Source organism: Halalkalibaculum roseum, from assembly GCF_011059145.1.
Taxonomy (GTDB): Bacteria; Bacteroidota; Rhodothermia; order Balneolales; family Balneolaceae; genus Halalkalibaculum; species Halalkalibaculum roseum.
The window spans coordinates 227,345-251,112 of sequence record NZ_JAALLT010000003.1; the positions used below are offsets into that span (position 1 = coordinate 227,345).

The 23,768-nt window shown below is 44.5% G+C and carries 14 protein-coding genes; 6 read left to right on the forward strand and 8 right to left on the reverse strand.

Annotation, left to right across the window (positions count from 1 at the left end; genetic code table 11):
* Positions 1-43: 43 nt before the first annotated feature.
* Genes G3570_RS09555 through G3570_RS09580 form a run of 6 tightly spaced genes read right to left on the reverse strand, consistent with a single transcriptional unit; the run spans position 44 to position 13,709 of the window.
* Positions 44-3,475, reverse strand: a complete 3,432-nt coding sequence (locus G3570_RS09555) for a peptidase MA family metallohydrolase (RefSeq protein WP_165141693.1) — start codon at positions 3,473-3,475, stop codon at positions 44-46.
* A 34-nt stretch (positions 3,476-3,509) separates the two neighbouring features.
* Positions 3,510-5,666: a ribonuclease R gene (gene rnr, locus G3570_RS09560; protein WP_165141695.1), complete on the reverse strand. Its 2,157-nt coding sequence runs from the start codon at positions 5,664-5,666 to the stop codon at positions 3,510-3,512.
* A gap of 33 nt (positions 5,667-5,699) precedes the next feature.
* On the reverse strand, positions 5,700-10,448 hold the full coding sequence (locus tag G3570_RS09565; RefSeq protein WP_249066929.1) for a translocation/assembly module TamB domain-containing protein: 4,749 nt from the start codon (positions 10,446-10,448) through the stop codon (positions 5,700-5,702).
* Between the two features lie 19 nt (positions 10,449-10,467).
* Positions 10,468-11,565, reverse strand: a complete 1,098-nt coding sequence (gene aroB / locus G3570_RS09570; protein WP_165141699.1) for a 3-dehydroquinate synthase — start codon at positions 11,563-11,565, stop codon at positions 10,468-10,470.
* Complete coding sequence (locus G3570_RS09575) at positions 11,549-12,109, reverse strand: shikimate kinase (protein WP_165141701.1); 561 nt, start codon at positions 12,107-12,109, stop codon at positions 11,549-11,551. Before G3570_RS09575 ends, aroB begins: the two co-directional genes overlap by 17 nt.
* Before the next feature lie 10 nt (positions 12,110-12,119).
* Entirely contained in the window at positions 12,120-13,709 is a 1,590-nt protein-coding gene (locus tag G3570_RS09580; protein ID WP_165141703.1) for an NFACT RNA binding domain-containing protein, read from the reverse strand.
* 49 nt (positions 13,710-13,758) lie between these two features.
* Here G3570_RS09580 and G3570_RS09585 point away from each other — a divergent pair, with 49 nt between their 5' ends.
* Positions 13,759-14,409 (forward strand): hypothetical protein, encoded by a 651-nt coding sequence (locus G3570_RS09585; RefSeq protein WP_165141705.1) that lies wholly within the window; start codon positions 13,759-13,761, stop codon positions 14,407-14,409.
* Positions 14,410-14,693: 284 nt separating this feature from the next.
* Here G3570_RS09585 and G3570_RS09590 read toward each other — a convergent pair whose 3' ends face one another.
* A complete protein-coding gene (locus tag G3570_RS09590) occupies positions 14,694-14,993 on the reverse strand; it encodes an HU family DNA-binding protein (RefSeq protein WP_165141707.1) in 300 nt (99 codons plus the stop codon).
* Positions 14,994-15,209: 216 nt separating this feature from the next.
* On the opposite strand from G3570_RS09590, the gene G3570_RS09595 reads away from it, so the two are divergent.
* The 4 genes from G3570_RS09595 (at position 15,210) to G3570_RS09610 (ending at position 20,323) form a co-directional block, all read left to right on the forward strand.
* The gene (locus tag G3570_RS09595) at positions 15,210-16,871 is read left to right on the forward strand and encodes an alanine/glycine:cation symporter family protein (protein WP_249066933.1); all 1,662 of its coding nucleotides are present in this window, start codon (positions 15,210-15,212) and stop codon (positions 16,869-16,871) included.
* A gap of 17 nt (positions 16,872-16,888) precedes the next feature.
* Positions 16,889-17,530: a uracil phosphoribosyltransferase gene (gene upp, locus G3570_RS09600; protein WP_165141709.1), complete on the forward strand. Its 642-nt coding sequence runs from the start codon at positions 16,889-16,891 to the stop codon at positions 17,528-17,530.
* A complete protein-coding gene (gene lptC / locus G3570_RS09605; protein ID WP_282958235.1) occupies positions 17,499-18,089 on the forward strand; it encodes an LPS export ABC transporter periplasmic protein LptC in 591 nt (196 codons plus the stop codon). The genes upp and lptC overlap by 32 nt, the downstream gene beginning before the upstream one ends.
* A gap of 77 nt (positions 18,090-18,166) precedes the next feature.
* Positions 18,167-20,323, forward strand: a complete 2,157-nt coding sequence (locus G3570_RS09610) for a LysM peptidoglycan-binding domain-containing protein (protein ID WP_165141713.1) — start codon at positions 18,167-18,169, stop codon at positions 20,321-20,323.
* Positions 20,324-20,394: 71 nt separating this feature from the next.
* On the opposite strand, the gene G3570_RS09615 is transcribed toward G3570_RS09610, so the two are convergent.
* Entirely contained in the window at positions 20,395-22,524 is a 2,130-nt protein-coding gene (locus tag G3570_RS09615) for an elongation factor G (protein ID WP_165141715.1), read from the reverse strand.
* Between the two features lie 245 nt (positions 22,525-22,769).
* Here G3570_RS09615 and G3570_RS09620 point away from each other — a divergent pair, with 245 nt between their 5' ends.
* Positions 22,770-23,765 (forward strand): asparaginase, encoded by a 996-nt coding sequence (locus G3570_RS09620; protein ID WP_165141717.1) that lies wholly within the window; start codon positions 22,770-22,772, stop codon positions 23,763-23,765.
* Positions 23,766-23,768 lie beyond the last annotated feature (3 nt).

Below are 23,768 nucleotides of genomic sequence, written 5' to 3' on the forward strand. Positions count from 1 at the left end.
AATGAAGGGGCTTTGAAAAATAAATCATGTATCAACGTATTTTCTAAAAGTCGATGCCGATGGATATATAATGAATCGGGCTTCCGTCAAATCCGTCACGGTAGTACGGCCATCCAACATCATATCGCAGTGGGAAGCCAAGGAGTATGGTCCTTAGACCGAATCCGGCTCCAATCAGAACATCACCGCTCTGGAAGGGCTGCTGAAGGTAATCTACTCCATCTTGGCGACCATTTTCCTTAACTACTATGAGATCTCCATTAGGATCTAAATCAACACGACCCTGATCATCAAGTTGTATATAACGTGGCTCATCTTGCTGAACTTTAAAATTAAGATCAGAATCATTAACCGCATATTGCACATCCAAAGACTGAACACCATTTGACAATCGGACATTGTACGGAATGCTCTGTCCCCAGGCCATACCGGCATCCACAAAAGCCACGCCGGTCAGGTTATACAATGGAATAATCGGAATTGGTCCAGGTAAGAGGGCCGCAAACAATGGGAACCGAAATTCAGCGTTGACCAGGCTGAATCTATCACCATAGATTGAATTATACTCATGACCTCGCAGCGGTAGTGCAGGTAGGGTAAAGAAGGTATCACCCAAACGCTCGATAGGAATATTAGTATTCTCAGAGAACCTCCTGTTTAACCAACCAAGCATACCACCCATAAAGAAAGTTTGTGAGTCTCGTCCAAAGGAGGCAGCACCCGATCCGCGCAGGGCAAATGAGTAGCGGGATCCCAGGTTAAAATACTTGCGGTAATCACCCAGTACCGAAGCAAACTGTAAGGTATTGCTGGTAATCGGGGGACTTGCCGACAGACTCACGGCATACCTAGAACCCGAAACCGGAGTGATAAATCCCGGTAAGGTATTGTCTCTGGTATAGGTCAGCTGTGGGTAGGCAAAGGTAGACTCTTCATTTTGAGTCACATCACGCCCCACAACACTGAAATCCTGCGACAGACTGATAACAGAGAGACCGAAATCTATACGGCGAAACTTGTCAATGGGATACTGCGCATTGATCCCTCCACCAAAGGTTCGGAACCGGTACAATTGTCCGGAGAATGACTGAAACTGCTGGGAAGAGTGGAAAAAGTTAAAGAGATAATTGGTTCGCTGTTTCAAATAAGCGTACTGTAAAAAGTAATCGCTGTTGCGCAAGTCGAATACCAGGTTGCTACCGAAGGCTATCTGGTGGTTACCCAGCAAGTCACTGAACACGATCTGGGTGGTGCCATATGCCCCGTAATAGGTAGAAAAACTCCCACCGCCATAGACAAAGTCGGTTGAGAATCGGAGCCTATATTCTTTGGGAGAATATCTGCCATCATCTGTTACGTTATCCTCAGGCTCAAATTTCGACTCTTCGAGATATTTGTTGGTAAAAGCGGTGTCATTTTCAACCTCACTGTCGAATACGTAATTCCTAAAGTCAATTCCCGCATCTTCTGCGGTTTCATCGACAGTGGTGTCGCTTCCCGCCGAATCGGGACGCGATGCAAGAGTGGTATCCCCTGCTGCACCGGTCACTGCCATAGCACGAGCCGGTTGAGATAGATTATAATTGGCGCTTTGCGGAGTAGCAAGCATTTGCTGGGTATATCCAATGGCCGGTACAAGGTCTGCGGGCGTGGTTCGTGCACGACGTTCCGCCCAGTGATTTGGTGTCAGCTGCGCATCCATCTCACGCATAAAAGGTGATCGTACCAGAAAAATATCAAGATAACCCTCGTTGATCGAGTTTACGGCTAATCGGCTGCCATCGGAACTGACTGACATCTGAAGTACGCCCGTTTGTAAGTTGGTGAGCGGTCTGGTGGTGCGGTCATCCAGGTTCAGTTCATAGACATTAGGAATCCCGTTCTCGTCAGAGATAAAAATCAGTCTCCCATCACGTGTTGTAGCAGGTTGTTTCTCATTCCAACCCGGTGTCTTTGTTAACCGTACTGCACGATTCTCGCCCATGGTAACGGAGTAAATATCCGTGCTGTAAAGGTAATCTTCCGCGAGTAATCGGGTGTTATTCCTCACTTGGTTTAGCTGAACATTATCACCGCGCGCCGAAGTAAAATAGACGGTTCTGGAGTCGGCCGACCAGGAAGGTTCATAATCGGATATGACATCGTTGGTCAGGTTAGTAAATTCCTGCGTTTCAAGATTGTACACAAAAATATCCTGAAAAGGACCGACACTTCCATCAAAGGCAATTTTTTTGCCGTCAGGCGCCCATGCAACAGATCCGATGGCGTCAAGTTCCGGGAATTCAATCTTCCTTACTTTTCCTGACTCATAATCTACGATAGCCAGATTATCCGCACCCTTGGTTTTTGTGGAGAGCGTAATCTTCGAACCGTCAGGCGACCAGCTCAAATTCGGATTTAAAATATTCAATTCCTCAAAATTCACGTTATCGCCACCCTTGATCAGCGTTTTCAGCTTGTTACCGGTGACAGCACTGATAACCACTACATCCAGAAAACCTCTTGCGTTGGTGATAAGGGCAATTTTGTCTCCCTGGGGTGATACTGCCGGACTTGTATTATAGGTACCCGCTTTGCTTCTTTCGGTGAGCAGCGTAGCAAAATTTCCAATTTGCTCACGTTCAGCTACTTCAGGGAAATAAAGTTTTTTATTGTAGTCAATCCAGCTTTTTGACAACTCTTCCACACTTTGACCGATGGAGCGCTGAAAGGCTGCGTTGACACTTCGCTGGCTCTTCATGGTCTGCATGATCTCGCCGATTTTTTCCCTTCCGTACTCCTCAACAATATAATTCCAGACAGACTGGCCGCCGCGATAGGCATAATATCCGCTGAGTCTCGGTATGGGAGGCAAATAGTCGTTGATAGTGGCATCACGAATATAAATATCAGAGTTGGTATCCCAGCCGTTTGATGTATACTCGGCCAAACCCTCACTGAGCCAAAGAGGTATCTGCAGAGCTTCACCGCTTAATCGCGACTGCACCGTACCGCCATAATACATGTCATTCATAACCGCATGAACCAACTCATGGTGCAGGGTACTGCGGAATTCCGTGTAGTTACCACTAAAGGGCATGGTAATTCGGTTTTTGAACGCATCAGTCACACCTCCAATACCTTCCGCATTGGTCGGTAGAGGCACCACATTGGTCTGAGAGAAATCGTTGTGGGAATCGTAAATAATGACCTGAATTCGTTCGGCTATTTGGTGGTCAAAGTCTTCCTGCAACTGCCGTAAGGAAGCTTCAAGACTGATCGCCGTAAAATTGGCCAAGTCGTAATTCTTAGACTGATAATAGTAGACATCAAAATGCTCTGACTGAATGAAGCGCCAGTCAAAGGAATTGAATTGCACCCGGTTCTTCCCAAATGAAAAATACTGGGCATAGCTCTCGGTCACTGAGCTCAGGCCGATAAGCGAAGTTAGTAATAGAACTGCTGTTATTTTTTTCGAAAGCCTTGATGCATTCATGGTATTCACAATTATGGAGTCTGTAAGCTGTTTATCAGTCGTCGACTAATTGCAGATCAATTTGTCGTTGTTCTACATCAGTTCTAACGACCTTAACACGAATTTCTTTTCCAAGCTGGTATTTTTTTCCTTTGTTTCTTCCAACAAGACAGTGCCGCTTCTCATCATAAACATAATAATCATCCTTCAGATCACTCACACGGATCATTCCTTCACAGTGAATATCTTTCAGGTCGACGAATATGCCCTTGTCCATGACACCGCTGATAACACCATCGAAGTCCTGCCCAAGCCGTTCGCTTAAGTACTCAACCTGTTTCAGTTTGATGGAGTCACGTTCCGCATCTATTGCAGATCGTTCTTTTTCGCTGCAGTGAGTGCCGTGCTTTTTCAGGTCATCATACTTGTAGCTTGGTTTTCCTGCCGAATAATTCTTTAACAGTCGGTGCACAATCACATCAGGATAACGTCGTATGGGACTGGTAAAGTGCGCATAGTGATCGAACCCTAGCCCAAAGTGCCCGATATTATTCGGACTATATTCAGCCTTTGCCATAGCTCTCAGCATCAAATCATTCACTGTCAGTTCCAGCGAGGTATCTTCTACGTCCTGCAACAGGGTATTGATGGCTTTGGAACTGACGGTATTACTGTCAATTCGAAAATCAATCCCTATCGGTTTAACATTTTCTTCAATATTTCTGAGTTTGTCAATGTCCGGCTTATCATGAATACGGTAAAAGAAAGGATACAGATCTTTGGTCTTTTTCTTGTTGGATTCGCGCCGCAGCTGTTCCACGTGTTTTGCCACAGTTTGATTTGCCATCAGCATACACTCCTCTACCAGTCTGTGTGCAAATAGTCGCTCCTTCAACTTGACATCTACAGGCTTGCCATTATCATCAAGCACAAACTTGGGTTCCGGTGTATCGAACTTGATGCTGCCTTCTTTAAATCGCTTATCCAGTAAAGTATGAGCCAGTTTGGATACAATCTGCATCTCTTGGGAGAATTCACTCTCAGCTCCGTCGATCACTTCCTGGGCTTGCTCGTAGGTGAACCTATGATTTGAGTGTATGACCGTCTCTTCGATTTTGTGGTCTACAAGCTTGCCGTTGGGGGCAATCTCCATAAAGCAGCTGTATGCCAGTTTATCTTCTTTCGGACGAAGACTGCAAACACCATTGCTCAATTTCTCCGGAAGCATCGGTATAACCCGATCAACCAGGTAAACACTGGTACCGCGGTTATAAGCCTCCTTATCGAGTACTGTATTTCGCGGCATATAGTGGGTAACGTCTGCAATATGTACGCCGAGATAGTAATTGCCGTTATTCAGCATTTTAATGCTGATGGCGTCATCAAAATCTTTGGCATCTTCGGGATCGATGGTAAAAACCACTTCGTCCCTCATATCGTTACGTCGCTCGTATTCTTTAGAGGGAATCCGTTCGGGAATATCCTCCGCAAACTGAGTTACTTCATCCGGAAATGGGGCTTTAATATCATTCTCGGCAAGTATGGAAAGCACATTAGCATCATTGCTCCCCTCTTTACCCAAAACCTGTACAATTTTGGCCTCCGGTAAAGATTTGGGATGCACCCAGTCAACCAGTTCAAACACTACCTTGTCACCATCCTGGGCCTTGCCGACATTTTCAGGAAGCACAAAGAAGTCGGTATGAGCTGATTTCTCATCGGCGTGTATCAGAAAGTTCTTCTTACCTTTGCGATCGAGTTTACCTACATAAATATCTTTTCCTCTTTCCAGAACCTTTTTGACTTTGCCTTTACGGCGTCCGCCACGGTCCTTTTTGGAGAACAATTCGATTTCTACAATATCATCCTGCAGCGCCGTGCCCAGATGCTTGTTGGAAATGACCACATCTTCATCGAAGCGGTCAGTGATTACATAACCGGTTCCCCGCCTGTTGACATCCAGTTTACCTGAAATGCCCGAGGAACTATCTTTGTCACCATTTGGTGACAACTGAATTGCTCCACCTTTCTTTTTTACTATTAAATTCCGATCAAAGAGGCTGTTGATAGCCCCTTTTAACTTGTTATTATCTTTTTTACTGCTTACCTGAAGGATATTCTGCAATACATCGAAGGGAAGGTGTGCTTCAGGATTTTTCTTTAAAATATCGAGGATAATATCCTCGTATGTTTCTCTTTTATTATTTGACATCTATAATTTTTAAACTAACTAATAATTTCTTTTCTAATTCTTGGCTGCTTGTTTTGAATCTTCAGAAGCCAACTCTTCATTTTTCTCTTTGTTCTTAATTCCTAATAATTTATTAAATGTTCTTTTAATTCGATTTTTAAGTTCTTGCCAGGTGTTAAATTCCACTTTGGCTTCCAAGCCGATTCCATCCACGCTTGGGGTTACATCACCGGTACCGGAACCGCGGCTTACATTACTGATGGTTTGATCCTGCCTGTGAAAGGCCGTGACCGAAAGTCCCCGGTTAATTCTATAGGTTGCATTCAAGTCACCAATTTTTTCCCCAAAGGAACTTTCCTGTGATCCACCTGTCAGCTGGCCCTGACGCCGCAATATGAGCCTATCATTGTATAATCGCAAAGCGATACCCAAATCAATCTCATTGTAGGCATTCAGGTTAAAGTCTATATCAAAGCGGCTGACGTCACTGTCGAGCAACGCATTTATCTGGTTTGACAATAACGGACTGATCACCTGGTTTGAAAGCAGCGGATTAAATACAGTTGAACCACTGGTCAAATTCCTGCTCAGTGAGGTTGTTGCCTGGCCGTAAGATTGCGAAGGAATAAATTCACCGGTTAGCAGAATACTGGTAGCCTGTAAAAATTTTTGCTGTTCATCCCGGTTAATTTCATTGAGTGCAAATTGCAGTGTGGAGTTGGAAGATAAGTCAAGTGTGTTGGATGTCCTAAAATAGAAGTTATTTTCCACACTGGAAACCGTACCGGTGATTTCTATGATCAGATCAATGGGTACCCGTTGTCCGCTTCCATTTTCCCGGGTATTATCCTGCGAAACTGCAGCAGCACTCAAGTTATTGATATCCGGCCTTACGTTATAGATTGCATTGATATCCAGGCGCGCATTGGCGGGATCACCCTCCCAAACAATTGAACCCCCGCTCTCCAGCGACAGTCGCCTTGAGATGATTTCACCGCTCACAAACTGGTAATTACCGCCGGAGATATTATAGCGGCCAAACATCTGTACTTCTTCATCCTGCAAGGTAATTCTCAGCTGACCTGTTCCATTTGCTGTCAGCACCTCGCCGGTCACCGGATCAAAAATCAGCTTCACATTAATGGGTCGGGGTGCATCGAACTGCAGATCAATATTGAAGCGCTCATTAAACGTTAGGTCGCCTATGGCCTCTTCAAGCATCTGAGAGTTTACTGTAGTACCTCTTACCTGTTCCGAACCAAGCTTCAGGCGCTCTCGGCGGCTGAGATCAAACTCATCTACGAATTGAATAAAGCGATTACTTTCATCCAGCTCGGTTTCTTCTATTAGCGGAATAGACAACTCGGAATTCTCCGTTACTGAAATGGGCCTGGTAGATTGAAGAAATAGATCCGTGTTTGCCCCGGATAGCTTGACTTCACCCGTACCCGAAACACTACCGTAAAATGGCACATCAGGACCGAAATCATTATTAAGAAATTGCAGTTGGTTCAAGCTCAGGTTGAGGTCAAGAAAGGTAATGGGATCAAAATCATTCAGGTCAATGGTCCCCCAAAGCTTACCCTGTCCGCCTTTGGTGTCCGTAACATCTACAGAGTCAATAATGACACCGGTCTCACGATTAAACACCACATGTCCATTTAGAAAATAGTTTGTCTCCAGGAATCGGGGCTTGGCAAAAACATTTGAGACATTAAAATCAGAACTGAAATCAAAGTCTTCCAGGTTCCCTGTAATATAACCTTCACCGGTGGCCCTCCCCTCCATAGATTCAAAGACCTTATCGGCAATAAGCGGGATAATCCACATATCAATTTCATTGAAATCTACGTCAAAATTGTAGACTGTATCCTGTTCTACCTCAGGATTGGGCGGTACGAAGTAACCCGAAATCAGGATATCCTGACCAATATCATCATTTCGATCAAGATATTCATTGTACTTAGTGGTATCCGTGAGCACTCTCAGACGGGTATCGAAACGCTCCATCTGTTGATTGTATGTACTTTTAAACGCCGCATCCCCTATGATACGATCCTGAATGGTGAGTTGGTTGATATTGAGCTCACCCTGTACAGAAGGCCTGTCGGTTAGAGATCTGGTAACAAGCATGCCATTCATTCTCCCCCCAAAACTAACCTTGCCCTGAATCAGATCGGAGATCCGCTCCAGACTGACCTGCCGTAAAATATATTGTACTGAATCTTCCCTGTCTGCACTGAGGATTCCCTTCAGCTCAATGAATTCATTTTGGTTCTTGAAGCGAAAACGGTTGAAGGCAAGATCATCCTCACGGTTGTACACCAGCTGAGGTGTGCCATCATTTTGCCAGGCATAAATTTCATTACCCAGAAAAAATTCGGGAACACTTATTTTGAGCGTGGTATCGGTGATTACCGAGCGTAGGGCCAGATTCATACGTGCATTTTTCCCAATGGTACCTATCTGCTGGTTCAGGCTTAGTGAGTCATTACGCAGCGTCATAGCCATATTTATTGAATCTGCGTTTACCACGTTGGAATTTACCCGGGCTATGTCAGTTTTAAAGTCAATATTTGCAAACTCTTTTATTTTTCTGTCGCTTCGGAAACTGGCTGTTAACTGCGATGTGGACCTGCCCAGCTCAACCGAATTATATTTCAGACTGTCGGCTATAAGGCTACCGGAAGCCAGCATTCGTGCAGAATCGGCATTTACGTTAAACTTGAGCACTGTATTGCTTACAATTCGGGGGAATTGAGGAAGGTAATTTCTAATAAGAGAAAGATCTTTTACCCTGAATTCACCCTCCAGGAACATTGGCTGTGTTTGGATTTCAGTAGAATCGCTTACTACCACCGAATCCAACTTAATTTCCTGCTTGTAACTATTTTCAAGGTATCGCCTCCAGTACCTGTACTGACTGACCATATTGGTGGGGACAATATTACCCTCAAGGTTAAGGTCTAATATAGAACTGGTCAGCCTTAACGTACGGTTACTTTGATCCGGGGAGTCCAGATCAACATAAAACTGGTGGCTTCTCACCGTATCCTGATTGATAACCGATTGTTTGACATCGAGGTTGGCCCTGCCCTGCAGGTTATCGACTGATCTGCCTCTCAACTCAACATTATAGTCAAAGTTCAGGCTGCTTTGAGGTACAATCTCCTTTGCGGAATATCCGGAAAGGTCAATATTTCGCGCATATCCTTTTAAGGCCAATCGCGGTTCTTCCCTGCTGAAGTCTATCCAACCGGTACCCTCAACACTCTCATTACCCGATACATAGGTATAATCCTGTTCAAAAAACCCGCTCACCAGGCTCGACTCCAGTTCCATGCTCGAAATGGCGATATCGTTGATTCTGCTGTTGTAGGCACTGGCATTGAATTCCACCACAGCCTCTTCCATGGTAATGCCTGATCCATTGACGGAGGCATCAAAATTCAAACTCGTTGAGTCCACACGCGGGCCAAACAGAGACCGTAGGTTTAAACGTTTTCCGCTAATAGACCCGTTGTAGCTGAAAGGTCTGGTCAGCCTGGTACCTCCAATGAGGCTCAGGTCTCCTTTGGGACTGTATACATTTATATCAAAATCCAGGGAATCCCTGGTTCCGTTTGCCTTTCCCTCAAAACGCAGGCTGTCGAGCAGGGAAAACTGATTTTCATTGAGCGGTCCGGAGAAAATCTCTACATCATTTTTCTGTAGAACCACCTGAGACATTTTAAGCTCATACCTTAGATCACTAACGTTAGAGAGATTCCTGAAAAATCCATTAATACTGAAATAGCTGTCACCGACTCCCATTGAAAATTCATCAACCCAAAGTGAATCAAGAATACCTTCTGTTTGAACTGAAAATTCTATGGGCTTGGGAATGGCCGGCAGATCCGATACAACACCGCTAAACTCCTCCAGGTTTATTCTATTAGAGCTGACATCAATATTATAGCGAGCATTTCGAAGTTGTGAAGTAATGTCTTCCCGGTATAAATTGACCCCGTCAATCTCCCCGTTTAACCTGATCTCCGAACTTCCTGCCAGCAAGTTGAATGAATTAAATTCAAGAAAACGGTCATCGTTATAAACCTGTCCGTTTATACGGATATTGCCGGCTTCTACATCGACAATATCAGCCTCCAGATTTTCAATATCCCAAAACAGTTGTGTTTCGCTGATCTCCAGGAACATATTGGTACTGATGTTCCTGATACTGAGCGGTTCAGGCAGATTGATACGTGCATAGTCACCATGAAGCTTCTCAATGAATACCTCGCCATCGGAAATGGTAAGCTGTGGCGCCACAATCTCAATGTTAGGCATCCAGCCGGGTTCGTCATCTGCTGCCCATTGAAGCTTTTCTTTTCTGGTCAATGACTTTCCAAGAGTATAGCCGCCGCTTTCAGAACTGAGAAGGCGCACACGGGGAGAACTTACTGAAAACCCGGTAATGGAAATCTTATTTTGAAACAGGCTCCAAATGTCCAAGCTGGCATTTATCTGTTGTACACTCGCTAAAGTATCTCCGGGCAATGAATCTGTAGCAGAACTGTCCACGAGTGATACATCCTGCAACTGAAAATTAAACGGTATGAGCCCGTCAAGCTCACGGATTTCCAGCTTTGCATTGTAGGCCTTGCCGAAATCGCTTTCAATGCGTTCGGATATATAGTTCTTGGTTACCTGCATCTGCAGTATACCCAATAAACCGCCAGCCAGGATCATTATGATCAAAAGCGTAGAGAGCAGGATCGTCCAAAAATACTGCCAAATTCTATGAAACCAGCGTAGAAACAATGTTTATGTTATCGTATTGTCAATTTTCATTAATGGTGCGGTATGCAAAGTTCCAGGCTTCCCTCAGCAATCGTTCATCCGTACAGGTATGCAGGTAAGGTCTTCCCCAATCTTTGAGAAGTACCAAACGGATGTTGCCGTTCTGTACTTTTTTATCATGTTGCATGGCCTCGATCACTTTATCGATGGGAATTGTCAGCTCCTCAAGTTGGATCGAATAGAGATCCAAAAAGTCATCAAATATTTCAGGTGGCACCTCAGCACCCAACTCGTTCGAAGCTTTGCACGCCGCGAGCATACCTACCAGAACGGCTTCCCCATGCGAAATAGTACCGTAACCGGCTTTTTTTTCGAGTGCGTGCCCAAAAGTGTGCCCGAAATTAAGAAAAGCTCTTTCCCCTGCTTCCAACGTATCGTGTGAGACAATTTCACTTTTAATAACGGCACTTTGTCCTATGATTTTGGTCCATAACGCACCGGGCTGAAATCCCGAAGACACACAATCATAGGCCAGCTCAAATAATGATGGGTCTGAAATGGCAGCATATTTTAAAATTTCGGATAAGCCATTCACCCACTCTTTTTCAGAAAGCGTCTCCAGGTAATCGACATCAGCAAAAACCGCATCGGGTTGATAAAACGAACCTATGAGGTTTTTACCGGTCTCATGATTTATACCGGTCTTGCCACCTATTGAACTGTCGACCATGGCAAGCAAGCTGGTCGGCATATGAATCAGAGGGATACCCCGGAGAGCGGTTGCTGCCACAAAACCGGCAATGTCGCCGGTCACACCCCCTCCTACTGCGAGCAGTGGTGTCTTACGCTCTATACCACTCTTTAATACCGCATCTAATGTTTTGTTCCAGCAGGAGATCGACTTGCTCGTTTCGCCTCGGGGAATCTCAATGATTTCCAGTTCATTGAATAGTTCAGAGCACTCTTTGTGCACTCTTTCTCCGTGCAGGCTATTCACATATTCATCAATTATAATGACAAGCTTCTCAGGGGTATAGTGCTTCTTGCAAAAGCTGCCCACCTCACTCCACAAATTTGTCCCGACGGTAACAGCATATTGCTGTTCGATTGATACTGAAACCTCAGTAGTGAGAGACATGGTATTTTATTTTATTTGTTAATTGTTCTACCAAGGTCTCTAGTGTTTTCTCTCCGTCATCAGATACAGTCAGTTCCGACTGCTGATACAAAGGGAGCCGTTTTTTATAAAGTGCGCTGAGTTCTCTTTCCAAAGTTTCTCTTTCCTTAACCTTTCCCTCTTCATTCAACAGTAGAGGGCGATTTAAATCTTTGTCTATACGATCTAAGATAACGGAAATTGGCGTCTCAATAAATACAAGAAGTCCGTTTAATTTAATATGGTCAAGCATGTGTTGATTATGCAGGCTTCCCCCACCCAATGCAATAATGCCTTCGTATGTTCTAATGAGTTCAAGTATACATTCCCTTTCAATTTTACGAAATGCATCCTCTCCTCCTTCCTCAAAAATTTCAGAAATGCTTTTCCCGGCTTTGTGTTCTATGTAATCGTCAAGGTCCAGGAAGGTACGCTCCAGTTTTCCGGCAAGTTCACGACCTATAGTCGATTTCCCGGCCCCCATAAAGCCGCTTAGAAATATTCTGTCGGGTAAATTTGAAATCATAATGCTCGGTCTAACTGTTTTTGGGATTCAAGGGTGGCACCACTTCAACGTTCTCCCGCTCCACCACAACGGCGCCCGGAGCGGCGCCTTTTGGCTTTCGAACATACTTTCTTTTAGTGTACATAACAGGTGCCATCTCCATTCCTTTTGCCTTTGAATAAAAGGCCGCATATCCGGCAGCTTTCAGTATTACCTGCTTCGGTGGATACTCTTTCTGATTCCCCATTCTGATCACTACATGTGATCCTCCCACTCCCCGGGCGTGCAGCCAGATATCTTCCTTGTGCGCCAGACTTGTCAATTGATCATTGCTTTTGGCACTTTTGCCTACCCAAATTTCGTATTTGCCTTCCTTAAATTTTCGGTATGGCGAACTAGCTTGTGCATCTTCATCTACTCCATAGCCGAATTTTTCGAGCTCACTAGAATACTGCTTCATCCAGGATTCCAGTTCCGGCAGATGCTTAATTTCCTGCAGTTCATCCAGTAACCGGTTAGAAAGCTCCACCTCTTCCCTCACTGTCGGTATACGCTTTTTAGCTTCCTTATATGATTTGCGGGATGATTTTGCCTTATCGTAATAATACTCGGCATTTTCAGCAATCGATAGGCCTTCTTTCAGAGGGATCTCAACAGTTTCATTCTCATTATAAAAATCATCTACTTCTACCGCTTCTTTACCGAAATCAACCGAGCGATGCGCATTGGCCATTAACAGATGCCCGTATTTTTCATATTCATCTGCCCGATCCAGACTTTTATCAGCCTGCATCAGCTGCTCCAGCTGTGCCTCCTTCTTGGAAGTAACCCGTTCCAGTAACTGCTGCACATTTTGTTTCTTGTTGTGCAGACGGCGCAAATGCACGGCATTGCGATAGGCATGCCGAACCGCATTATTAACCGTTTCAAAACGGGCATCATCAGGAATATCCAGTATCTCATGCGACCACAGGCAAAGATCACCCGTTTCCAGTACTCTCGGATGGGGATCACTCTCCAGGGCTTTGGTTATAGTTTCAACAAAGGTTTTAACCTCATCCACGTCCATCTCTTCAACCCGGTGCTGTTCAATCAGGTAAGGCAAAAGATTCCTGGGAAGCAGCGGATTGAGTTTTGTAATTTGATTCTTGGGTTTTGCCTTTTCTGTTATTTCATCGGCAAATGAAGGGGCAAATGGCTCCGGAGGCTCCTCACCTTTCACCTTTTCTGGATTTTTAAAAGCCTCTTGTATTCTGCCATCCTCTATCAAGTATACATTTGGATTGCCCCCGTAGAGTTTAAAAAGCAGCTGTTTACCCCCTTCAAAATGGATATAAAAGAGTCTGTCTTTATCAGCAAGGTCCAGTTTTTCAATGGCATGTCCCTCTAAGCCTTGAAAAAAATCGATGACATTGCTTTTTTTAGGCGGTCGGTAATTATCCAGAAACAAAGCCGTCTCATTTGGGTTTGTACTGAATATCAGGCGGTACTCTCGCTCTCTTTGCTGAATATATATTTCGAAAACGTCTTTATGCGGACTTATGGAGAAATTGAAAATTCCATTTCGGATTTTTTCATTTAATTCTCGGTTTAAATATATTAGCGTATAAAAATTATTCATGTTCTATAGAGAGTGAACGCGAAACTATAATAAAAAAATAGGTTAGCGAATGACATACCCGATTTTTAATTCCGTAGTGAATTGTATAGAGAGTGAGCTAAATAAGAGGGATATTTCTATCAAGACATTTAAAACCTGGAATGAAGATAGAATAAATGCAACAGGGCTGGAAATTGTAATTGACCTTAGCAAAAAGGCAAATTTTCTTAAAGCCTTATCCATCAATTTCGACTGGGATCGGTTCAGGGAAACGGTTCTGGCACGTCAGCTTGATGGTATGGAAGAACATCCATTTCTACAGGAAGAAAACATGGTCAGCACTTCCATCTCACCGTTGATCGATATTGAGGTAACCTGGCTCTTTGATGAGGAGCAGTCACAGCCTCAGGTTCAGACCGAGAATGGTGCTTCACGCCTGGAATCAGCCAGTATCTGGATGGAAAAAATCAGTTCAGAGGTTAATGAACTGCTGGCAGAAGATGATATCATCACTCGTTGGCATGTTGAGGTGGAAGGTGACGAATATGGCAAATACCTGTCAGCCGTCAACCTGATCTCCTACTTCCAGTATACCCTCACTGATTTAAAGAGCTTAAATGCCGTTCACGAATTTGTGGGAGAACGGCTGCAGGAGCTCCTGTTGAAATCGAATCAGGTGATGAAAATTTCCGATTCCATCATTCATGATGTAGCTGCCTAAAATACAAAAGGCCTTCTCGAGAGAAGGCCTTTTGCTTATTAAGGACTTACTTTTTCTTCTTATGACGATTCTTTCTTAGGCGTTTTTTACGCTTATGCTTTGCTATTTTTTTACGCTTCTTTTTTTTGCCACTTGGCATAACTATCACCTGCTTGCTTTAAATTAATACGATTTATTTCTGATATTCTTTTAGGTTCTATCGGGCGATAAGATACAAACATTTTGCTGTTTTTCTAACCGGCCCGTTTCAATTTGTGTGCAATAGTAAATTCCGGATTCCGGGATCAGTTTTCTTCCTCTTCCATCATTGCCTCATTGACTTCCTCTTTGAAGTCTTTCGACATTTTCAATACCGGCACATATTGCTCGGGAACAATCACTTCTTCATTGGTTTTGGGATTTCTGGCTACCCGCTGAGCCCTTTTAACCACTTTGAAACTTCCGAATCCGCGAAGCTCAATAGTCTCTCCTCTTTTCATGGCATCGATAACGGTTTCCATAAAACCGTTAACCACTGCTTCCGTCTCAACTTTTGTCAAACCGGTTGATGAAGAAATCACGTCAACAATATCGGCTTTAGTCATAAATAGTCACCCTTTTTACTTTTATTCCATTTTATTTCCGTGAATAAAACGAGCGGTGTAAAATTAATTTAAATTTAAAGCATTTAGATGCTTTAATTCCAATCTTAGGCAAAAAAACTGATAAACGACATAAAAAAATCATACATAAGGATGCCAATGGCATAAATCTTTTATACTTTCAGCCTGATTTAAGAAATAAACAAATAAAATTACTGCATGGATACCTTCGACTTTATTATCTCCTGGCTTGAAAATCTAATCTGGAATACGCCCGAAGCTTTTCCTGCGATGGTCGTTGTTCTCCTCTCATTCGGTGTATTCATCACTTTTCGATTAGGTTTCATTCAAATACGAAGATTCGGTCATGGACTGAAAGTGGTTACCGGTTTTTATGATGACCCCGATGATGACGGTGATATCAACCACTTCCAGGCCCTGACTACTGCTTTGTCAGCTACAGTAGGTATCGGTAATATTGCGGGTGTAGCTCTCGCCATTCATTATGGAGGTCCGGGTGCCCTTTTCTGGATGTGGGTAACGGCTATACTCGGTATGGCAATTAAATTTACTGAGGTAACGCTTGCTCAGGAGTACAGAAGCCAGAATCCCGATGGTACCGTGTCAGGCGGGCCTATGTATTATATAGAACGGGGATTGGGACCCAACTGGAAGTGGCTGGCTTTCGCCTTTGCAATTTCGGCAGCGATTTGTGCTTTTCTGACCGGTAATGCCGTTCAGGCAAACACGGTAGCGGATGTGATGAAAACAGATTTTCAAATTCCCACAGCAATAACCGGACTAATCACTGCGAGTCTCGTTGCAGCGGTAATATTGGGAGGGATAAAACGTATCGGTAAAGTGACTTCAAAACTGGTTCCTTTTATGGGGATCCTGTACGTAGCCGGTGCTATCATAATTTTACTGCTTAACTACGATGCCGTTCTGCCTTCACTGTGGACGATTGTCAGCAATGCTTTCAATCCGCAAGCCGGGGCACTGGGTGTTGGTTCTGGAGCACTGATTTTTACACTTAGTTACGGGGTTCAAAGAGGACTCTTCTCGAACGAGGCCGGCCAGGGTTCGGCACCTATAGCCCACTCCGCGGCCAGAACCGACGAACCGGTACGTGAAGGGGTTGTTGCCTTGTTGGAACCGTTTATTGATACCTTGATTATCTGTACCATGACCGGACTCGTTATCGTATCTACCGGATCATGGGATATGCAGCATAAATCGGCAGTAGACCCATCTGCAGATATCGTATCCTATGAGGTTACCACAGAAATGGATGGGCAGAAGGCAAATCCGGATGCACGTGTACTTTATTTTGAAAACGGCCTGCCTGAAAACGGTACGATGACCCACTACAGTTTCCCGGTTGATACTATGTTTGCCGATGGCGGATATTCCCAGCCATTTACCGGTCGGGTTGAGATCACCGAACAAGGCGCGATGGCATATGGCGAAAACGGTACCCAGCTCACTTCGCTTTATGGAGGTGTCGTACAGAATGGGGCCCCACTGACTTCAGCAGCTTTTGAAAAAGGATTGAATCCCCTGTTCCCCGGTGGCGGATATCTGGTAACTTTTGCCGTACTACTTTTTGCAATTTCCACATCCATCAGCTGGAGCTATTACGGAGACCGTGCCGCTCAGTATCTGTTCGGCTTTAAGTCTATATTCTGGTATCGCCTTGCATTCGTGGGCATGCACTTTTTAGGTGCTGTAGCCACATTGACGGTTGTATGGAACTTTGGTGACGTGATGCTTGGCTTGATGGCCTTCTTCAATATTGTTGCCTTGTTTGCATTATCCGGCGTGGCTTATAAGATTACCAAAACATACTTCAGCAAAGATCATGAAACGCCAGAGTCTTAATTAGTGACTAGAGCCTTATGTCTCAGGAATCTTTAGAGGATCTTACATTAGTTGAACATCCGGTCATCTCTCGTGACCTCACGATACTGCGTAACAAAGAGACGAATATTGCCGAATTTCGTCAGGCTTTGAAAAGAGTGGGTATTATTCTTGCCTACCACGCATTGAAAGAACTCCCTCTAAAAGAGTACACTATAGAGACGCCGATAGAAAAGACGACGGGCTACGATATTGATCAGGAAATCATCGTGGTACCCATTTTAAGAGCCGGTCTCGGACTCACCGACGCTATCATACAGTTTATCCCCAATGCCAAGGTAGGGCATCTGGGTATGTATCGCGATGAAGAAACCCATGAGCCTGTCGATTACTACTCAAGCATTCCAGAAGGGGTTGAGGACGCTATGGTACTTGTAGTTGACCCAATGCTTGCCACTGGCGGCAGTGCTCATGACGCCTTATCGTTTCTGAAAAAACAGGGAGCACAACATTTACGATTTGTATCCTTAATATCGGCTCCTGAAGGAATTAAGAAACTCAGGGAGCTACATCCCGATGTTCATATCATCACTTCAGGCATTGACGAAAAGCTGAATGATGATGCATTTATCGTCCCCGGTTTAGGAGATGCAGGTGACAGATATTTTGGTACAGTTTAAAACATATCATGCACTCATCCTCAGTATCTTGATCATTCCGATCATTGGAATGTCTTGCAGTGATCTCTCAGAGAGAGAAAGTCAAAAGGTTACCGAAGCGCTCGACGACTCTCTGCTCTCCTCCACCGAAACCTGGAACATTGACATGAACCTTACCGAAGAGGGTCTAAAAAAAGTTCGTGTCCGTGGAAGTTATTCTGAGACCTTCAACCTGCCTGAGCTTAAGGAAACACGAATTAAAGGTCCTGTGCATATTGATGTTTTCGACAGTACCGGGGCAGTCAAAACGGTGGTTAAAAGTAATCGAGCTGTTTACCGGGCTGAAGAGTCCATATTTGAACTCTATGGCAATGTCAGGGTTGATACCCGCGATTCTACACATCTGGAATCGGAATACCTGATGTGGAATCAGTCGGAGAATCTTATTTCCACCCCGCAATTTGTTTATATCACCACACCTACCGATACTACGACAGGAAGTGACTTTACAGGCTCAACCGACCTGGATAATATTCGGATCCGGAATTATAGCGGGAGCAGTGTCATCAACAGAAACTGATCTGCAGAACAGTAATGGAAATCGATCTCCTAAACTGAATTTTGGGTATTATTGATTTTCTGACTCAAAAGTAAGTAATGAATACATTTCTGAAATTTTTACGATCTGCCCTACTGTTACTGGTTCTACTATCCCTGTTTACGTCAGCACGTGCTCAGATTTTATTGGATTCTCTTGATGCCGACCTTTTCGTAACAGAAACGATCGACGGGCAACGCGTGCAGAAGATGCTGGGAAATGCCTATATCATCAGCCTGGAAGAGGACATAGAAATCTTTTCCGATAGCATCTATCGATATATCAATTTGAATGAAATAAGGGCCTACGGTAACATCCAGATTAATACCGAAAATGAAAAAATCTGGTCCGATTCACTCGTCTATTTTACTGATATTGATTTCACCCAGCTTCGAGGGCGTGTAATAATTGAAGCCGACAGTACCACGCTTTTCGGCAGCAGCGTGGACTATCGTTTTAGCAACAAAGTGGCGCATTTCATTGATAATATCCGGCTGGAAGATCCCGAAGGTATTTTAACGGCCAATTCCGGTTTCTACTACCGCGAAGCGGACAGTGCGGTCTTTCGTGGACAGGTACAGCTTAGGGATACCACACAATACATTGAGGGAGATAGTCTTTTCAGCAATCGCGGCGAGAAATACTATGAGATGTATGGAGAAATATTTGCCGTTGACGGTGACAACAACAGCACTCTGAAAGGGGACTACCTTGAAGCAGATGCATCCGGTAGACGATTGCTTAGAGGCAATGCCTGGCTTAAGAACATCTCTGAAGATACTACCGGGACAGCACAATCTGATTCCATCCGGACCCGGCCACCTATTATGACCTCTTTCAGACCCGACTCAGTTTCTCTCCGACCTGACACTTTAAGCGATGTTTCTGATTCGGTTGCTGTTATCGCTGATGATGAGGATAGCATTGGTCAGGCTGAAGCCCTTACACACCGTGTTAGGGCAGGTGAAACACTGTTTGGTATTGCCCGGAACTATAATGTCACCGTAGATAGCCTAAAAAAATGGAATAACTTTTCGGGCAACAATTTGAATACCGGGCAGAATCTATTGGTAAAACCTCCTGAAAGCGTTTCTATTATAAAGCATACTGTTCGACCGAAAGAGACACTCTTCTCTTTGTCAAGGGAGTATCAAGTTACTATCGAACAAATTAAATCATGGAACAGTCTAACAAGCAATAACCTGAATGTAGGTCAGGAGCTGACGTTTTATAAAGATTCGTTAAATGGCGAATCCATTTATATCGTGGAAAGAGGTGACAATCTTTTCCAGATTGCACGCGATTATAATATGACTGTGGAGGAGCTTAGAGAACTCAATAATCTCACCACAAACAATATTACAGCAGGGCAAGAATTAAGAGTTAAGACTACTGATTCAACTAATTTTTCCATCGATACAGTGGCCTCTGACACAACTAATGTTCCTGTTTATGCCCGTGCAGAAGTCCCCGAGGATTCATTGCGATCACCCAGATCCGCAGGCATAGACACTACCCACATCCGTGCCAGTCGCATACTTTCTCAGCAATACAGTACGCCTACTGATACTTCTACTATAGTCAACGCGTATGAAAATGTGAGAATATGGTCACGGAAATTTTCAGCTATCTCCGACACCTCACGTTATGACGACCGGGAAGAGACCTTCGAATTATGGTCAAACGCCAAAACCTGGCACGAGCAGGTTCAACTCTCGGGACCCTACATTAAAGTATTTTTGCAGGATGGAGAAATTGACCAGCTCAGGGCTTTCCCAAAACCCTTTGCCGTACAGCAAGACACCAGCCTGAATCGTTTGAATCAGATTAAGGGAGATACCCTCAACGCCTATTTCACTGGGGGTGACTTAAGAGAAATTCACGTCTTTGGAGGAAGCCACCTATTAAGATTCACAAAAAATGATCAGGGTGATCCGGATGGGGCTATTGATTTGACTGCACCTTCTACTAGAATATTTTTTGAGGACGGTGAACTTGTAGAAATGAAATCTTTAGGTACCATCAACGGTTCCTACCTGCCTCAAAGCGAGCAAACTTCAAAACGCCAGTTGGAAGGATTTATCTGGACACCCGATCTGCAGCCCCAGCGGCCTCAGGAGAAGATGATTCCGCGTTTCCCACCTGTTCCTGAAGTGCGGCCCTTTGAACTGCCACGCAGGTATGTAAACTATATTGATGGTAAAACCGATCAATAATACGACATGCCAAGTTCAGCAAAACTTGGCATGTCTTGTGTTTCAGTTTTGTAGAAGTCCAAAACAGCTATTTATCCTACCTCCTCTAAGGCCATGGTTTCGTCCACGATGTGCTGCTGCATTTCATGCGGAACCGCCGCGTAATGAGAAAATGACCGGGTGTAGGAAGCACTTCCCTGGGTCATCGACTTAAGACGCGTGGCATAGTGATCGAGCTCCTTAAGAGGAACCTGGGCCTTAATTTTCTGGATGGAACCCTCGGCATCCATGCCTTGTATCTGTCCGCGCCGCGTACTGATATCGCTCATCACATCGCCCATGTAATCGGCAGGTACCGTCACCTCAATTTCATAGATCGGTTCCATCAATTTGGGCTTGGCCTGCATAAACCCGTCCCGGAATGCCATCAGGGCTGCGGTTTTAAATGCAGCGTCATTGGAATCTACAGAGTGCATGGACCCATCGTACACCGAAATCCGGATATCACGAACCCTGCATTGGCTCATCGGTCCGTTTTGCATTTTCTCCATTATACCTTTCAAAATGGCCGGCATAAATCGATTATCTATAACCCCGCCGACAATACAGTTTCTGAATATCAGCTTACCGCCCCATTCAAGTTCGATTTCCTGTTCGTCGCGCACCTTAAGATCACTGTGTTCGGGCATGTTGTCACGAAGCGGCTCCATCAACATGTACACTTCGCCAAACTGACCTGCACCACCTGACTGTTTTTTATGCTTGTAATGGGTCCTGACTTCCTGGGTAATGGTCTCCCGATAAGGAATACGAGGCTCGTGGAATTCAAAATCAAGATTGAATCGATTTTTTAGCTCGTACTCAATTACCGATAAATGCTCCTCCCCTTGCCCGTGGATAATAATTTGCTGTAGTTCCTGGCTGTGCTCAACCTCCATGGAAGGATCTTCACGCTGCAACTGGTGCAGGGCATTGCCTAGTTTATCTTCATCACCTTCTTTTTTCAGCTTAATGGCAGTACGAATTATGGGATCCGGGAAATGTATAGGCTCAAGCTCTACATCATGACCCTTCACATGCAGCGTATCATTCACCCCGGTATCCTTGAGCTTTACAGCAGCCCCCAGGTCTCCCGTTTTAAGTTCGTTCACTTCTATTCTTTTCTCCCCGTTGGTTAGGTAGAGACTTGAAAGACGTACGCTGTTGCCGTTTCTGCTGTTCACCAAATCGATTCCGGGTTTAACACTGCCACCGTAAACTTTAAAATAGAGCAGATCCCCGACGTGTGATTCGGCACTGTTCTTGAACATAAACATCACCGGATCTCCATCCTTGTTGAGCGGGAACTCTTCACCATCCGTTGTTTTGGGTGGATTTGCTTCCAGCGGGTTCGGAGATACATTGCCCAGAAATCCCATGACCCTACCGGTGCCCATATTTCGTTCAGCAGAGCAGCAGAACAAGGGGAAAATGTCTCTATTCAGCAAAGATTTCTGCAAGCCCTCTTTCATCTGGCTCTCAGTCAATTCACCTTGCTCAAGATAAAGATCAAGCAAAGTCTCATCATTTTCGGCTACCGCCTCAACCAATTCGTTATGCAACAACTCGGCCTGCGCTTTTTGTGAGTCGGGAATCGGCAGCTTGTCGGGCTTGCCTCCTTTTTCGGGAAATTCGTACATCGTCATTTTTAACACATCGATGATAGCATGAAAGTCATCTCCCTCGGTAAATGGATATTGCACAACCACTACTCCGCGACCGAAATGCTCTTTGGCCATATCTACCGTATTCTGAAAGTTCGACTGCTCAGAATCGGGCTTATTCACAATAAATAGAGAAGGAATACGGTATTTCTCGGTGTACTTCCATAATGAATCTGTACCTACTTCCACCCCGTACTCAGCGTTTAGCGTAAAAATGGCTGTATCAGCAACCCGCAAAGCCCCGACTACCTCTCCTATATAATCAGCAGTTCCAGGGGTATCGATGAGATTGATTTTACTACCTCTCCAGTCCAGATTAAGGAAAGAAGAGAAGACCGATTTCTGTTTCTCTTTCTCAATTTCGTGATAATCGGAAGTCGTTGATTTATTCAATACCGAACCCCGACGATGAATGGTTCTGGATTCAAAAAGCATCGTTTCAGAAAGCGTGGTTTTACCGGATCCGGCATGACCTAACAATACGACATTTCTGATTCTTGATGGTTGATACACATTCATAGTCTACCTCATATATATTAAGTTGAAACATAGTCTGAGCCGCCGACGTCCAAGAATGGCATTAGAAAAGTGCAGCGTATTTCTGATAATTTCAGTGGCATATCCGTACATCAGAGCCCGGCTTGATTGCTATCTAATGGTAAGTAATAGAAAAAAAGATTTGAGTTCAATTTTTTTTATCATTGGTTTGCACGAATCGGGTGGAGAATCAAAATTCTAACAAAATGCATCATACCAGGTAAATAATGAAGGAGATATTACTCATCCAGACGGGCGGTACCATTGCCATGGATATCACTCATGGAGAACCAAAGCTTGATCCGTCGAAGTGGTCGGAGCTGATGTACAAGGAAGTCCCTGAATTGTCAGAAATCGCGAAAATAGAGATTGAACAGTTATTTTTTGAAGACAGCTCGGATGTTAGTCCCGATCACTGGTCTCGACTCATAAAATACATTTCCGATTGCTACGGAGATTATGACGGCTTTGTAATTCTTCACGGGACTGATACCATGGCGTACACCGCTTCTGCCCTTTCTTTCGGATTGCAGAATCTTAAAAAGCCCGTCATCCTTACTGGCAGCCAGGTGCCGATGAGCAATATTCGCAGTGATGCTCGCAGAAATCTGGTGAATGCCATTGAAATGGCAACACTCCCCTTGAATGAGGTCGCCATTTGTTTCAACGATTTTGTGTACCGTGGCAACAGGGCTACCAAAATGAGCATCGGGGATTTTGACGCCTTCGCCTCTCCGAACTTTCCTCCCCTGGCCGAAATCGGTTTACATATAGAAATAAACAACCATCTGCCGGAGACGAAAAAACCATTTCTGAGCCTTCCATCATTCCGCGATGAGGTCTTCCTGTTGAAAATTTTCCCCGGACTTAACGCTTCCATGCTGGATGATATCGATTTTTCAGATGTACGCGTGCTTATTATAGAAGCCTTTGGAAGCGGTAATTTCCCCTTAACCGGCAAGCGAAGCCTTCTTCCCTTTTTCAAGAAATGTGTGGAAAATGGAATCATGCTGGTCATTACCTCTCAGGCGGCCTATGATGCCGTGGAATTAGAGAAGTACGAAAGCGGGAGAAAAGCCAGAGAACTCGGTGCCATCAGTGCCGGAGATATGACCACCGAAGCAACCCTCACCAAAATCATGTATCTTCTCGGTAATTATTCATCGGATGATGAAATCAAAGAATTATTCCAGAAAAATATTGCAGGAGAATTAACCGAATAACCT